Origin of the sequence: Caulobacter sp. 17J80-11, assembly GCF_014349105.1 — a bacterium.
Taxonomy (GTDB): Bacteria; Pseudomonadota; Alphaproteobacteria; order Caulobacterales; family Caulobacteraceae; genus 17J80-11.
In genome coordinates this window covers 40,999-52,886 of the sequence record NZ_JACSJI010000001.1, presented here as the reverse complement: position 1 = coordinate 52,886, position 11,888 = coordinate 40,999, and the positions used below count along the sequence as shown (strand labels likewise).

The following is an 11,888-nucleotide window of genomic DNA, read 5'->3' as shown; positions in this document are numbered from 1 at the left end:
CATGCTGAAGATCTCCGTGACGCCCGTGGCCGCCGCCTTGCTGCTGACGACCGGCGCCCTGGCCGCCTGCCAGCGCCAGGAAACGCCCCCCGCCTCGCAGGCCCAGGTCGACGCCGCCCAGGCCGACGCCGCCGCGGCCCGCGCCGAGGCCGCCAACGCCAACGTCCAATCGCAGGCGGCCCAGGCCGGCCAGCAGATCGAGAACGCCGGCGCCAACGCCGCCGCCGAAGTGAGGCAAGGCGCCGCCGAGGCCAAGCAGGACCTCTCGGAAAGCGCCGAGAAGGCCCGCGAGAACGCCGCGGAAGCCAAGTCCACCACCGATTCCACCAACCGCTGATCCAACCCTGACCCGGAGATCGTCATGACCTTCAAGAACGTCCTCACCCTCGGCGCCGCACTGGCGCTGGCCGGCGGCCTGGCCGCCTGCGGCGAACGCAAGGAAAAGGCCGAGACCGGCACCTCGGAAGCCGAAGTGTCGACCAGCGCGCCCACCTCGCAGGTGAGCGACCAGCAGCTGGAAGCCGCCGCCGCCCAGGCCGCCGCCGACGCCAGCGCCACCACTCCGGCCGCGCCGCCGGCCACCACCACGACCACCACGACCACCCCGCCGCCGGCGAACGGCGCCACGCCGGCCGCCCCGGCCCACTGATGCGGACTGCGTCCTCCGCGCTCGCGCTCGCCGCCGCCCTGGCGTTGGGCGCGGGCGCCCTGGCCGCCTGCGAGAAAAAGCGGGAAGCCGAGCCGGCGCAGGTCCGGACCGACGGACAGACGGTCCAGACCGAAGGCTCGTCCTCCGCGATCGATGAGGCGCAGGTGAAGGCGGCGGCGAAGGACGCGGCGGCGCAAGTGGCCGCCGGCGCCACCGCCGTGGCCGAGGGCGTCAAGGAAGGCGTCAAGGAAGGCCACAGCCAGGCCAAACAGGAACTGCGGGAAGACGAGGCGGCCTCCGCCGCCGCGCCCAGGTCCTGAAAGTGTGAACCGTGCGTCCGGCCGGCCGTCGTTCCCGACGGCCGGCCTTTTTCGCGCGCGCGATGCGAACGACTTGCAACCGCAATCACCGCCGCTATTGTCCCGCCGCACGCTTCAGGAGACCGGCGACATGAGCACGACCTTCCGCCCCCGCGTTTGGACCTCGATGGGCGCCGCCCTGGTGCTGGGCGCCGGCGCGCTGGCGGGCTGCTCGGGCGAGGCCGGCGACAAAGCCGCCGAGACCGCGCCGGGCGCCGCCAACACGGCCGCCGTCGGCGAAGGCGGCGAGGGCGAAGGTGAAGGCGGCGCCGCCGTCGCCTCGGCCGCCGGCGAGAGCGGCGAAGCGGGCGCCAGCGACGCCTACGCCGCCATCCCGGCCGCCAGCCGCACCGCCCTGCGTCTGGCCCAGGTGAAGGGCTTCTTCCTCGTCGCCCAGGCCGCCGCGCCGGCGGAGGGCCAGGAGGCCGCCGCCGCCCTGATCGGCCAGGGCCTGCTGGAAGCCTACGACCCCGCAGCGGCCGAGCTGAAGGCGGCCGGCGTGGACGAGGCGGCCCTGCGCGCCGCCGCCCAGAGTGGCGATCCCGCCGCCATCAAGAAGGCCATCGCCACCCTCGACGCCGCCTCGAAGAAGGCCGGCGGCGACCAGGCCGCGGTCGCCAGGGGCATGACCACAATCGCCTCGGGCCTGTACCAGCACGCGATCGTCGACGGCGCCGTCGACCCGGTCGAGTACCAGCACGCCTACGGCGCGGCCCTGGCCGCCAAGGCCGTGGTCGACGCCGATCCGAAGCTGGCTTCGGCCCGCGACGAGATCGCCGGCCTGGTCAAGCTGTGGCCGTCGGCGACCGCTCCGGAGGATGCGGCCAAGGCCCCGGCCACCGGCAAGGTGCTGGCCCAGGCCTCGCGCGTCGAGCTGGCCCTCTCCGGCGCCTGACAAGGAAAACTTAGGTTTCGCACGCCCGCGGTCGACGATCGCGGGCGTGATTGTTTGCGCGGAAACCGGTTTCGCACGCCTGGAACTCGTGTAAAGCTCAGCCTCGGGGAAAGGTCCGAGTGCGGCATAGAGTCATGCGCGAGGCCATTGGCGTAGGGGAATTGGGCATCGAACGGCTGACGCCGCGCGAACGCGAATGCCTGCGATTGGTCGCCCAGCACCTGCGCTCGAAAGAGATCGCGCGCCGCCTCAACATCTCTCAGCACACGGTCGACGCCCACCTGAACGAGGCGCGCCGCCGGCTGGGCGCCGCGACCCGGCGCGAAGCGGCGCTGATGCTGCTCCTCGCCGAGGGAGGATCCCCCCTCCCCGCCCTCCTAAAAGAGGTGGGAGGCGAACCGGGTGGGATGGCGCCGGTCGTCCCGATCGCGTCCGATGCCCTCGAGTACGGGGGATTCAATGGGCGCTATGTTGAGGATCAATCCGAGCCGGCCGATGCCGGCGTGGACCTGGGACGAGCTGGAGGAAGAGCTGACCCGGCTCGCCGCCAGCCCGGCGCAGCGGGCGATGGTCGAGCCGCTGGTGTCGGCGGTGGCCAAGCGGACGGCGGTGCTCTCCGCCAGCGCGACGTTGCGGGAAATTCTCTGTCTGGCGACGGTGATCGCGGACGAGTCGTTCGAGCCGGTGCTGTCGGACGAGCCGATCGAGACGATCTGAGCGGGGCGCTGAGCGCGCTGGCGCGCATGGCCGTCCTGGCCATCGGCAGCGCCTTCCTGCTGGCCGGCGTGCTGCTCGGCGCCCACCAGGTCCTGGTCGTGATGCAGACCTGGAACGAGGGCGGCCTGCGGTGAGCGTCGACGTTCCGCCCGAGCGGGGCGCCGACGTCCACTCGCTGGTCCGCCTGCCGCCAGCCTGGGCCGCGGCTGAACCTCAAGGGTGGTTCGCGCTCAGGGCGGGGCTGTTCAGCCTCCTCGCGACCGCCGCGCTCGACGCGTTCAGCCACACGTTACCCCCTGGCTACCAGCTGCTTTGGGCGGTCGAGACGAGCTTCATGCTGGCGGCCGGCGCGATCGCGCTATGGCTGGGCGACCGGCCGGCGCGCCTGATCGGGCCTGCGCTCATCCTTAGTGAAATCGCTCAGACGTTCTTGCAGTCATTGGGCGCCGGCTACCGGTCGACGACGTTCACATTGGCTAAGCACAGTCACCTCTTGATCGGGGTCGCTTTCCTCCTGACCCTGATCGCAGTCGCCCTGCGCTGGCCTCGGCCGTGGCTTCTAGCGGCTTGCGCTTTCCAACTGGCCCTCGTCGCCACATTCGTCGCCGCCATGCTGGACCTCAGCATCCGCCCACTGGCGTTTGTGACAGCGGCGAACACATGGATGCTCCTGGGCGGCGTCGCCCTCCTGTGGGGCGCCTTCAGCGCCCGAGCACATTGCATCGACGCCGCTGCGCAGGCGTCGCGCCCTGGCCGGCTGGCGGGTGCCGGCCTCGCCCCGACGCGGAACGCAGGCGTCCTGTGACCCAGTTCCAGTACCACCTTCTGCTGGCTGCAGTGCTCGTGTGGGGCACGGTCGAGGCGTCGCGGATGCACCGCGCTAGCGAGGCGGCGGCGTGACCCACGCGCAGTATCAGATCCTGTTCGCCGTCGAGTGGATCGTGTGGGCCGGCGCAGTGGGCTTCGCGCTCTGGCGCGGCGACATAATCGTGCGCCTGGCGGGGCTTCTTCAGTTCGCGGCGACCGGCGGCATGGCGATCGCTTTCAAGCTGGGCGCCCCGACGGCGCTCTGGGCCTGGGTCGACGCGATCGGATTCGTGCCCCTGCTGCTGCTGGCCCTACGCCGCCCCAGGCCGTGGCTGATCGGCAGCGCCGCCTTCCAGCTGACCACCGTCGCCACCCATGTCGCACGGACGCTGGACGAACGCATCGAGACCACGGCCTACGTCACCGCGCTGAACACCTGGTGGATGCTGCAGCTGGCCGCGCTGGTCTGGGGCACGGTTGAGGCGATGCGACGCCGGACGACCGACGCGGAAGCCGCCGCGTGAGCGCCGCCCCGTCCGAACTGGCCCTGTGGGCGGCCTGGCTGGCCGCCATCGGCTTCGCGCTCTGGCGCGGCGACGGTTTCGTGCGCGCGATCGCCTGTCTCTACTTCGCCGCCACCGCCGCGGCGGTGGCGGCCCTGGCCTTCGGCGCGCCGCCGGCGATCTGGGGCTTCGCCGACATCGTCGTCCTGCCCGTGCTGGCCTGGGCGCTGCTGCGCCAGCCGCGGCGCTGGCTGGTCTGGGCCTGCGCCTTCGAACTGGTGACGGTGGCCACCCACGTCGCCTGGGCGCTGGACCGGCGCATCGAGGACCAGGCCTATTCGGCCGCCATCGACCTGTGGTGGGTGCTGGAGCTCGCCGCCCTGATCTGGGGCGCGGCCGGGTCGCGGCGGCCGGGCCAGACCTCCGACGGCTTCGCACCCGAAACGAGCGTCGCGTGACCCGTCTTCACTACGCCCTGATCGCCGGCGCGGAGTGGAGCCTCTGGGCCGTGGTCCTGGCCTTCGCGTTCTGGCGCGGCGACCGGCTGACCCGGCGTTTCGCCGCGATCATGTTCCTGGGCCAGCTCGCCGCGACCCTGCCCTTCCGCCTCTTCGACCTGCCGCGCTGGTGGTACGGCTTGGTCGACGCCGCCTGCCTGGCCCTGATGATCGCCGCGACCGTGCGCGAGCCGCGGCCCTGGGCGGTGTGGGCCTGCGGCTTCCAGCTGGCCGCGGTGGCCACCGCCGGCGCCTACGCGCTGGACCGCGACATCGGCCCCCTGGCCCTGGCCACCGCCGTCAACATGTGGTGGCTGCTCACCATCGCCGCCCTCGCCTGGGGGACGGTCGAGGCCGTGCGCCGCGCGCCGGCGAAAGCCGCCTCGACCCACCCGGAGCCCGAGCGGGCGGACGCGTGAGCACGCTGCAATTCCAGATTCTCGCCGTCGCCGTGTGGGGCTTCTGGGCCGGCTGCCTGGGCCTGGCGCTGCGGCGCGGCGACCGCCCGGTCCGCCTGTTCGCCGCCACCGCCCTGACGTTCTTCCTGCTCGCCCGGATCGCCCGCTGGCTCTGGCACGGCCCGGCCGTGTGGTCGACCTGGGCGGACGCCGCCATCCTGGTCCCCATGCTGGCGATCGCCCTGCGCTGGCCGCGCCGCTGGCTGGTCTGGGCGTGCGCCTTCCAGTTGGCCACCGTCGCCACCTACGTCGCCCACGCCCTGGACCGTTCGATCGGCGCCCTCGCCTACGCCACCGCCGTCAACCTCTGGGGCGTGCTCGGCCAGTGCGCGCTGCTCTACGGGACCTTCGAGGCGGACCGCTGGCGGCGCGCCCGGAGGGGGACGCTCGTCGGAGTCCCCTGACCTACTTCAGCAGGGCATCGAACAGCTTGTGCGCCTCGGCGCTGTTCCAGTCGGACTCGCCGCTGAGGCGCGCCACCTCGCGGCCCTTGGCGTCCAGGATCAGCGTGGTCGGCATGCCCATCACGCCCAGGTCGTGCGGCAGGGCGAACTTGGGGTCGTGGTACAGCGGCAGCGGCGCGTGCACGTCGATGAAGCTCTTGGCGTCGGCCACGTCGCGGTCGACGCTGACCGGCACGACGATCAGCTTGTCGGCCGGATAGGCCTTCTGCAGGGCCGCGAGCGTCGGCATCTCGGTCACGCATGGGGCGCACCAGGTCGCCCACACGTTCACCACCGTCACCCGGCCCTTGAAGTCGGCCAGGGAAACCGGCTTGCCGTCGCGGTCGTTGAAGTTCACCGCGGGCACGGGCTTCGTCTGGGCGTGCGTCTCCAGCTTGGCCAGGGTCCCGACCGCGTAGGGCGCCAGGGGACCCTGGGTCTTGTCCAGGGCGTCGGCCGCCTGATCTTTCAATTGCACCGCTGCGGAATCCGGGCGGGTGAGGTAGAAGGCGCCGCCTGCGAGCGCCGCGACCACAACCACGGCGGCCGCGATCATGATCGCCGTCTTCTTCCCCGAGCCTTCGCCCATGACCGACCCTTCCGACCTCGTCTCCCCGGACCGCGCGCCTTCGGCGGGCCAGAGCCTTTGGGGCGGGCGGTTCTCCGCGAAGCCCGCCGACCTCATGCAGGCGATCAACGTCTCCATCGACGTGGATCGCCGGTTGTGGGCGCAGGACCTGCAAGGCTCGCGCGCCCACGCGGCCATGTTGGCCGCCACGCAAATCATTTCAAGACAAGACGAACAGGCGATCCAACAGGGACTCGACCGGATCGAGGAAGAAATCCGAAGCGGGGCCTTTCCGTTCCGCACGGAATACGAAGACATCCATATGAATGTCGAGGCCCGTCTTCGCGAACTGATCGGGGCGGCCGCCGGGCGGCTGCACACCGCCCGCTCGCGCAACGACCAGGTGGCCACCGATTTCCGCCTCTGGGTGCGTGAAGCGTGCGACCGCACGGTGGGCCAGATTCAGGCCCTGCAACGCGCGCTGCTGGCCAAGGCCGAGGCCCACGCCGACGCCCTGATGCCGGGCTTCACCCACCTGCAGCCGGCCCAGCCGGTGACCTTCGGCCACCACCTGATGGCCTATGTCGAGATGTTCGGCCGCGACGCCGGCCGCTTCGCCGACGCGCGCCGGCGCATGAACGAGAACCCGCTGGGCTCCGCCGCCCTGGCCGGCTCGCCTTTCCCGATCGACCGGCACATGACCGCCGAGCGGCTGGGCTTCGAGCGACCGACCGCCAACTCGCTGGACAGCGTCTCGGCCCGGGACTTCGCGCTGGAGGCCCTGTCGGCCGCCTCGATCTGCGCCGGCCACCTGTCGCGCCTGGCCGAGGAGATCGTGATCTGGGTGACGCCGCAGTTCGGCTTCGTGAAGCTGTCGGACGCGTTCACGACCGGCTCCTCGATCATGCCGCAGAAGCGCAATCCCGACGCCGCCGAGCTGGTGCGCGCCAAGACCGGCAAGGTCATGGGCGCCCTGGTCGGGCTGTCGACGGTGATGAAGGGCCTGCCGCTGGCCTATTCGAAGGACATGCAGGAGGACAAGGCCGGGGTGTTCGACGCCTTCGACTCCCTGGAACTGGCCCTGCTGGCCATGGCCGGCATGGTCGCCGACCTGGAGCCGGTGCGCGAGCGCATGGCCGCCGCCGCGGGCGCGGGCTTCTCCACCGCCACCGACCTGGCCGACTGGCTGGTGCGCGAGCTGAACCTGCCGTTCCGCGACGCCCACCACGTCACCGGGGCCGCGGTGAAGCGGGCCGAGGCCCTGGGTGTGGGCCTGGAGGCACTCCCCCTGGCCGAACTGCAGAGCCTGCATCCCGGCGTCACGGAAGACGTGTATAAGGTTCTTTCCCCCGAGGCCTCCTGCGCGAGCCGGACCAGCTACGGCGGAACCGCGCCCGTCGGGGTGCGGGCCCAGATCGCGCGTTGGAAGGAAGCCTTGTCATGAGCCTGCGTCTGATCGCCCTGGCCTCGGTGGCCGCTCTCGCCCTGGCCGGTTGCGGCAAACGCGGCCCGCTGGACCAGCCGCCGCCGATGTGGGGCGACAAGGCCAAGGCCGACTACGAGGCGCAGCAGGCCGCCAAGAAGGCCGCCAAGGCCGAGAAGCGCGCGCCCAGCGCCAACGCTCCGCTGCCGGTCGATCCGGCCCAGACCAACGCCAAGATCCGCCAGGCCCCCGTCGAGGGCGGCCCGACGGACCCCTACAAGGGACCCGGCCAACCCCAGTGAACCACTTCCAAGTTCGCGACGGCGAACTCTGGTGCGAAGGCGTCAGACTGGCCGACCTCGCCCGCGAGGTCGGCACGCCGTTCTACGTGTATTCCTCCGCCACCCTGTCGCGGCATTTCGAGGTGTTCCGCGACGCCCTGGCCGCGCACGCGGATCAGCTGGGCGACCCGCTGGTCGCCTTCGCGGTGAAGGCCAACTCGAACCTGTCGGTGCTGGCCACCCTCGCCCGTCTGGGCGCGGGCGCGGACACCGTCTCCGAAGGCGAGATCCGTCGCGCCCTGAAGGCCGGCGTGCCGGGCGACAAGATCGTCTTCTCCGGCGTCGGCAAGACCGACGCCGAGCTGGCCTTCGCGCTGGAGGCCGGCGTCTACCAGATCAACGTCGAGGCCGAGCCGGAACTGGTCCGCCTGGCCCGCATCGCCGCCGACAAGGGCGTGCGCGCGCCCTTCGTGGTGCGGGTGAACCCCAAGGTCGGGGCCGGCGGCCACGCCAAGATCACCACCGGCGGGGCCGGCGACAAGTTCGGGGTCGACGCCGAGGAGGCGCTGCGCCTTTACGCCGAGGCGGCCGCGACGCCGTCGCTGCGGCCGCTGGGCCTGGCCTGCCACATCGGCAGCCAGATCACCGACCTGGGCCCGCTGGAGGCGGCCTTCGGGGTCATGCGCGGCCTGGTCGAGCGCCTGCGCGGCCAAGGCCTGGAGGTCTCGCGCCTGGATCTCGGCGGCGGCCTGGGCGTGCCCTACTTCAACCAGCAGGAGCCGCCCTCGCCGGAGGCTTTCGCCGCCATGGTCGCCCGCACGGTCGGGGGGCTGGACGTGCGTTACGTGTTCGAACCCGGCCGGATGATCGTCGCCAACGCGGGCGTCCTCGTCTCCCGTGTGATACATATCCATGGTCGCCCGGACGGGGGGCGGCGCTTCCTGGTCCTCGACGCGGCCATGAACGACCTGATGCGGCCGGCTCTCTACGACGCCTTCCACGACATCCGCCCGGTGCGGGTGCGCGAGGGCGCGTCGAAGCTGGCCTACGACGTGGTCGGTCCGGTGTGCGAGACCGGCGACACCTTCTCGCGCGACCGCGAACTGCCCGAAGCGGCCGAGGGCGACCTGGTCGCCTTCATGAGCGCGGGCGCCTACGGAGCGGTGATGGGGAGCGAGTACAACACCCGTCCGCTCGCCCCTGAGGTGTTGGTGCGTGAGGGACAGTGGTCGGTCGTGCGACGCAGGCCGACCTACGACGAGATCTTCGCCCGCGAACCCGCGGCCGCCTGGCTCTAACGCAAAAGGACCCATGCCGCAGGACCTGGAACCCCGATCGAGAGCGCGCCTGACCCGGGCTTTGCTGCTCGCCCGGGCGGTCCTGCTTTGGGAGCGGTCCGGCGCGGTGTGGACGCCGCTGGCGCTGGCCGCCGCCCTGGTCGCCGTGGCCGGCCTGTGGGGCGTGTTCCAGGCCGTGCCGGCGGGCTTCTCAGGCTACGCCTTCGCCGCGCCGTTCCTGATCGCCGCCGTCTTCGCCGTGCGCGGCGCGCTTCGCGTGCGCTGGCCCACCCGCGAGGAGGCACGGGCGCGCATCGAGGCGGATTCGCGCCTCGACCACGATCCGCTCTCCGCGCTCGAGGACGCGCCGGCCACCGGCGACGAGGCCCTGTGGGCCCTGCACCGCGCCAAGTCCGCCGAGGCGGTGCAAAAGCTGCGGCCGCTGCGGATGCGCGTCGGCCTCGCCGCCGCCGATCCCTACGCCCTGCGCTATGCGCTGGGCCTGGCCGCGGCGCTGGGCCTGTGGGCCAACGGCGTCGAGAGCGCCGAGCGCGCCTCGCGCGCCTTCGACCCGGGCGTGCGCATGGCCCGCGACAGCGGCGTGCTGGTCAGCACGGCCGCCGGCTGGACGGCCTCGACGGTGCAGCAGATCGTGGCCGGCCTGTCCGGCGCCGAGCGCCCGATGCTGGTGAAGGCCGAGGTTCAGTCCAGGGCGCAGATCGACGGCAGGCCGCGCATCTTGCCGGCCGAATCCAGGCCGTAGCCGACCAGGTAGCGGGCCGGGGCCTCCCAGGCCACGAAGTCGGGCGTGACGGCCCGTTCCGCCGGCCACGGCTTGCGCGCGAACACCGCGGTCAGCACCTCCTGCGCCCCCGCCTCGCGCACCGCACGCACAGCCTCGGCCAGGGACAGGCCGGAATCGAACACGTCGTCCATCAAGAGCACGCGCCGCCCGGTCACCGGCCGCTGCAGGTGGGCGCGCACCTCGACGCGGCCCTTCGAGACCATGCCGTCGCCGTAGGAGGCCAGCCACAGGGCGTCGAAGCGCAGCAGCCGGCCGCGGCGGGCCAGGGCGCGGGTCAGGTCGGCCGCGAACCACAGGCCGCCGGTCAAAAGGCAGACGGCCACGGTCTCGTCGTCGACGCGCGGGGCCAGGGCCTCGGCCAGCGCCTCCACCTTGGAGACGACCTCGGCCTCGCCGAGCAGGATTTCGGGGACGTCGCGCGTCGGATCAGCCATGCGGCGCGGATAGCGCCGGAGCGGCCACGGAGTCGAGGGCGTAAGGATCGGTGGCGGGCAGCGGGCGGGCTTCCACCGGGCGGGGCAGGGCCACGCTGCGCGCCGGGCGCAGGCCGGCGTCGGCCATGTGCATCTGCTGGCCCGCGGGCCTGGCCGCGGCGACCTTGCCGTTCGGCGCGGCCGGGGCCTTCGGCGTCTGAGCGGCGGGTTTGGCGTGCTTTTGAACCTGCGGCTTGGCCGGTTTGGCCGGCTTCGGCGGGTGGTGCAGATCCAGTGCGAAATTCAGGTTCACGTCCGCGGCGGTCGCGTCAGGATCGGCCAGGGCGACCGTGAAAGGCTGGGCCACCCCCGGCGCGACGGTCGCGACGGAGACCTTCACCACACGGGTCGAAATCTTCTTGCCGGCCTTGTCCAGCAGATCCACGCGGATGGGCGGAGCCGAAACCGTTTCGTTCTCGATGTTGCGGACCACGCCGCTCACAATCCAGGCCGGCAGGCCGTCGGCGGCCGGCGTCGTCTTCACCTGCTCGAACTGCAGGCCGGTCGGGTTCACCGGCACGCCCACGGCGGCGTAAGCCCCCGCGGCGCTCGGATACATCTTCACCACCGGCACGCGGAAAAGGTAGGCGGCCGCGAACATGCCCACGAAGCACGAGGCCAGGCCGGCCCAGACCACGCCGGCGACGGCGGCCTCGCGCATCTTGCGCTTCTGCTGCTGGCGGGCGCGGAAGGCCTTGGGCAGCTCCGGCGCGGTCGGCTCGACGTCCTCGTCGGACTTGAACGACAGCGGCTCTCGGGCGATCGCGCCCTCCTCGGCCGAGGAGGTCAGTTCAAGCGGTTCTTCGAGCTGGGCGCGCCAGGCCGAGCCGCAGCTGGCGCAACGCACCGTGCGCCCGCCGGGTCCGATGCGGTCGTCGTCGACAAAATAGCGCGTTGAGCAAGCGGGACAGGTCAATATCATGGCGCGAATCGGAGGTTTGAACCGCCTCCCGTCGAGGTCTCCGATCTTTCGGCCCGTATGTCCCGGAACACTGCCGCCTCCATTTCCGCCGCCGAAGCGGCCGGGCAGTCAGAAGCCCCGTCCACCGGTCCTGTCGTACGTTTCGAGAACGTCGGCATGCGGTACGGCCGCTCGCCTGAAGTCCTCAAGGACGTCGCGTTTACCTTGGCGCCGGGCTCTTTCCACTTCCTTACCGGGGCTTCCGGGGCGGGGAAGTCGTCGCTGCTGAAGCTGATTTACCTCGCTCACCGCCCTTCGCGCGGGCGCATCGAGCTGTTCGGCCACGACGTGGAGAGCGCCTCGCGCAACGACCTGCCGTTCCTGCGCCGGCGCGTGGGCGTGGTGTTCCAGGAATTCCGGCTGCTGGACCACCTGTCGGCCTTCGACAACGTGGCCCTGCCGCTGCGTATCGCCGGCGCCAAGCCCGACGAGTACCGCGACGACGTGGCCGAGCTTTTGACCTGGGTCGGCCTGGGCCAGCGGCTTTGGGCCATGCCGCCGACCCTGTCGGGCGGCGAGAAGCAGCGCCTGGCCATCGCGCGGGCGGTCGTGAATCGCCCCGACCTGCTGCTGGCCGACGAGCCGACCGGCAACGTCGACCACGAAATGGCGCTGCGCATCCTGCGCCTGTTCGTGGAGCTGAACCGGCTGGGCACCACCGTGCTGATCGCCAGCCACGACCAGGATCTGGTGCGCCGCTCGGGCATGCCGGTTCTGCACCTCTACGACGGCAAGCTGACCCGCCACTCCGGCGAGGCGCGGGCCGAACCGC

The 11,888-nt window shown here is 71.9% G+C and carries 17 protein-coding genes and 2 pseudogenes; 16 read left to right on the top strand and 3 right to left on the bottom strand.

The window, feature by feature from the left end:
* Position 1 precedes the first annotated feature (1 nt).
* From H8B08_RS00275 to H8B08_RS00230, 11 genes and pseudogenes are all read left to right on the top strand, one after another.
* Entirely contained in the window at positions 2-337 is a 336-nt protein-coding gene (locus tag H8B08_RS00275) for a hypothetical protein (protein ID WP_187448234.1), read from the top strand.
* 24 nt (positions 338-361) lie between these two features.
* A complete protein-coding gene (locus H8B08_RS00270; RefSeq protein ID WP_187448233.1) occupies positions 362-649 on the top strand; it encodes a hypothetical protein in 288 nt (95 codons plus the stop codon).
* Complete coding sequence (locus H8B08_RS00265) at positions 649-969, top strand: hypothetical protein (RefSeq protein ID WP_187448232.1); 321 nt, start codon at positions 649-651, stop codon at positions 967-969. Before H8B08_RS00270 ends, H8B08_RS00265 begins: the two co-directional genes overlap by 1 nt.
* Before the next feature lie 130 nt (positions 970-1,099).
* A complete protein-coding gene (locus H8B08_RS00260) occupies positions 1,100-1,903 on the top strand; it encodes a hypothetical protein (RefSeq protein WP_187448231.1) in 804 nt (267 codons plus the stop codon).
* 134 nt (positions 1,904-2,037) lie between these two features.
* Positions 2,038-2,229, top strand: a pseudogene (locus tag H8B08_RS19495) (response regulator transcription factor); the annotation flags it as partial.
* Between the two features lie 169 nt (positions 2,230-2,398).
* Entirely contained in the window at positions 2,399-2,620 is a 222-nt protein-coding gene (locus tag H8B08_RS18975) for a hypothetical protein (RefSeq protein WP_255500599.1), read from the top strand.
* Between the two features lie 130 nt (positions 2,621-2,750).
* On the top strand, positions 2,751-3,425 hold the full coding sequence (locus tag H8B08_RS00250; RefSeq protein ID WP_187448229.1) for a hypothetical protein: 675 nt from the start codon (positions 2,751-2,753) through the stop codon (positions 3,423-3,425).
* Between the two features lie 91 nt (positions 3,426-3,516).
* Positions 3,517-3,951: a hypothetical protein gene (locus H8B08_RS00245; RefSeq protein ID WP_187448228.1), complete on the top strand. Its 435-nt coding sequence runs from the start codon at positions 3,517-3,519 to the stop codon at positions 3,949-3,951.
* Positions 3,948-4,388 carry a hypothetical protein gene (locus H8B08_RS00240; RefSeq protein WP_187448227.1) on the top strand — a complete coding sequence of 147 codons (441 nt, stop codon included), beginning with the start codon at positions 3,948-3,950 and terminating at the stop codon, positions 4,386-4,388. Before H8B08_RS00245 ends, H8B08_RS00240 begins: the two co-directional genes overlap by 4 nt.
* A complete protein-coding gene (locus H8B08_RS00235; RefSeq protein ID WP_187448226.1) occupies positions 4,385-4,846 on the top strand; it encodes a hypothetical protein in 462 nt (153 codons plus the stop codon). Before H8B08_RS00240 ends, H8B08_RS00235 begins: the two co-directional genes overlap by 4 nt.
* Positions 4,843-5,289: a hypothetical protein gene (locus tag H8B08_RS00230; RefSeq protein WP_187448225.1), complete on the top strand. Its 447-nt coding sequence runs from the start codon at positions 4,843-4,845 to the stop codon at positions 5,287-5,289. Before H8B08_RS00235 ends, H8B08_RS00230 begins: the two co-directional genes overlap by 4 nt.
* Before the next feature lies 1 nt (position 5,290).
* Here the strand turns inward: H8B08_RS00230 and H8B08_RS00225 are convergent, their stop codons facing one another.
* On the bottom strand, positions 5,291-5,884 hold the full coding sequence (locus tag H8B08_RS00225; RefSeq protein WP_255500598.1) for a TlpA disulfide reductase family protein: 594 nt from the start codon (positions 5,882-5,884) through the stop codon (positions 5,291-5,293).
* A gap of 31 nt (positions 5,885-5,915) precedes the next feature.
* Between H8B08_RS00225 and argH the strand changes: the two genes are divergently transcribed.
* The 4 genes from argH to H8B08_RS00205 are packed head-to-tail and all read left to right on the top strand — an operon-like array spanning position 5,916 to position 9,640.
* Positions 5,916-7,340, top strand: a complete 1,425-nt coding sequence (gene argH / locus H8B08_RS00220) for an argininosuccinate lyase (RefSeq protein ID WP_187448223.1) — start codon at positions 5,916-5,918, stop codon at positions 7,338-7,340.
* Positions 7,337-7,621 carry a lipoprotein gene (locus tag H8B08_RS18970; protein ID WP_163261465.1) on the top strand — a complete coding sequence of 95 codons (285 nt, stop codon included), beginning with the start codon at positions 7,337-7,339 and terminating at the stop codon, positions 7,619-7,621. The genes argH and H8B08_RS18970 overlap by 4 nt, the downstream gene beginning before the upstream one ends.
* Positions 7,618-8,898: a diaminopimelate decarboxylase gene (gene lysA / locus H8B08_RS00210; protein WP_187448222.1), complete on the top strand. Its 1,281-nt coding sequence runs from the start codon at positions 7,618-7,620 to the stop codon at positions 8,896-8,898. Before H8B08_RS18970 ends, lysA begins: the two co-directional genes overlap by 4 nt.
* Before the next feature lie 13 nt (positions 8,899-8,911).
* Positions 8,912-9,640, top strand: a complete 729-nt coding sequence (locus tag H8B08_RS00205) for a DUF4175 family protein (RefSeq protein WP_187448221.1) — start codon at positions 8,912-8,914, stop codon at positions 9,638-9,640.
* On the opposite strand, the gene H8B08_RS00200 is transcribed toward H8B08_RS00205, so the two are convergent.
* On the bottom strand, positions 9,580-10,116 hold the full coding sequence (locus H8B08_RS00200) for a phosphoribosyltransferase (protein WP_187448220.1): 537 nt from the start codon (positions 10,114-10,116) through the stop codon (positions 9,580-9,582). The two genes, H8B08_RS00205 and H8B08_RS00200, sit on opposite strands and share 61 nt — an antisense overlap.
* Complete coding sequence (locus tag H8B08_RS00195; RefSeq protein WP_187448219.1) at positions 10,109-11,077, bottom strand: DUF3426 domain-containing protein; 969 nt, start codon at positions 11,075-11,077, stop codon at positions 10,109-10,111. The genes H8B08_RS00200 and H8B08_RS00195 overlap by 8 nt, the downstream gene beginning before the upstream one ends.
* Positions 11,078-11,134: 57 nt before the next feature.
* On the opposite strand from H8B08_RS00195, the pseudogene ftsE reads away from it, so the two are divergent.
* Positions 11,135-11,869 (top strand): annotated as a pseudogene (gene ftsE, locus H8B08_RS00190) (cell division ATP-binding protein FtsE); the annotation flags it as partial.
* Positions 11,870-11,888 lie beyond the last annotated feature (19 nt).

Excerpts from the sequence above, each read along its gene's own strand:
- H8B08_RS00205 (WP_187448221.1), top strand. The coding sequence starts at position 8,912 with ATGCCGCAGGACCTGGAACCCCGATCGAGAGCGCGCCTGACCCGGGCT.
- H8B08_RS00265 (WP_187448232.1), top strand. The coding sequence starts at position 649 with ATGCGGACTGCGTCCTCCGCGCTCGCGCTCGCCGCCGCCCTGGCGTTG.
- H8B08_RS00270 (WP_187448233.1), top strand. The coding sequence starts at position 362 with ATGACCTTCAAGAACGTCCTCACCCTCGGCGCCGCACTGGCGCTGGCC.
- H8B08_RS00260 (WP_187448231.1), top strand. The coding sequence starts at position 1,100 with ATGAGCACGACCTTCCGCCCCCGCGTTTGGACCTCGATGGGCGCCGCC.
- H8B08_RS18975 (WP_255500599.1), top strand. The coding sequence starts at position 2,399 with ATGCCGGCGTGGACCTGGGACGAGCTGGAGGAAGAGCTGACCCGGCTC.
- H8B08_RS00200 (WP_187448220.1), bottom strand. The coding sequence starts at position 10,116 with ATGGCTGATCCGACGCGCGACGTCCCCGAAATCCTGCTCGGCGAGGCC.
- H8B08_RS00275 (WP_187448234.1), top strand. The coding sequence starts at position 2 with ATGCTGAAGATCTCCGTGACGCCCGTGGCCGCCGCCTTGCTGCTGACG.
- H8B08_RS00225 (WP_255500598.1), bottom strand. The coding sequence starts at position 5,884 with ATGATCGCGGCCGCCGTGGTTGTGGTCGCGGCGCTCGCAGGCGGCGCC.
- argH (WP_187448223.1), top strand. The coding sequence starts at position 5,916 with ATGACCGACCCTTCCGACCTCGTCTCCCCGGACCGCGCGCCTTCGGCG.
- H8B08_RS18970 (WP_163261465.1), top strand. The coding sequence starts at position 7,337 with ATGAGCCTGCGTCTGATCGCCCTGGCCTCGGTGGCCGCTCTCGCCCTG.
- H8B08_RS00195 (WP_187448219.1), bottom strand. The coding sequence starts at position 11,077 with ATGATATTGACCTGTCCCGCTTGCTCAACGCGCTATTTTGTCGACGAC.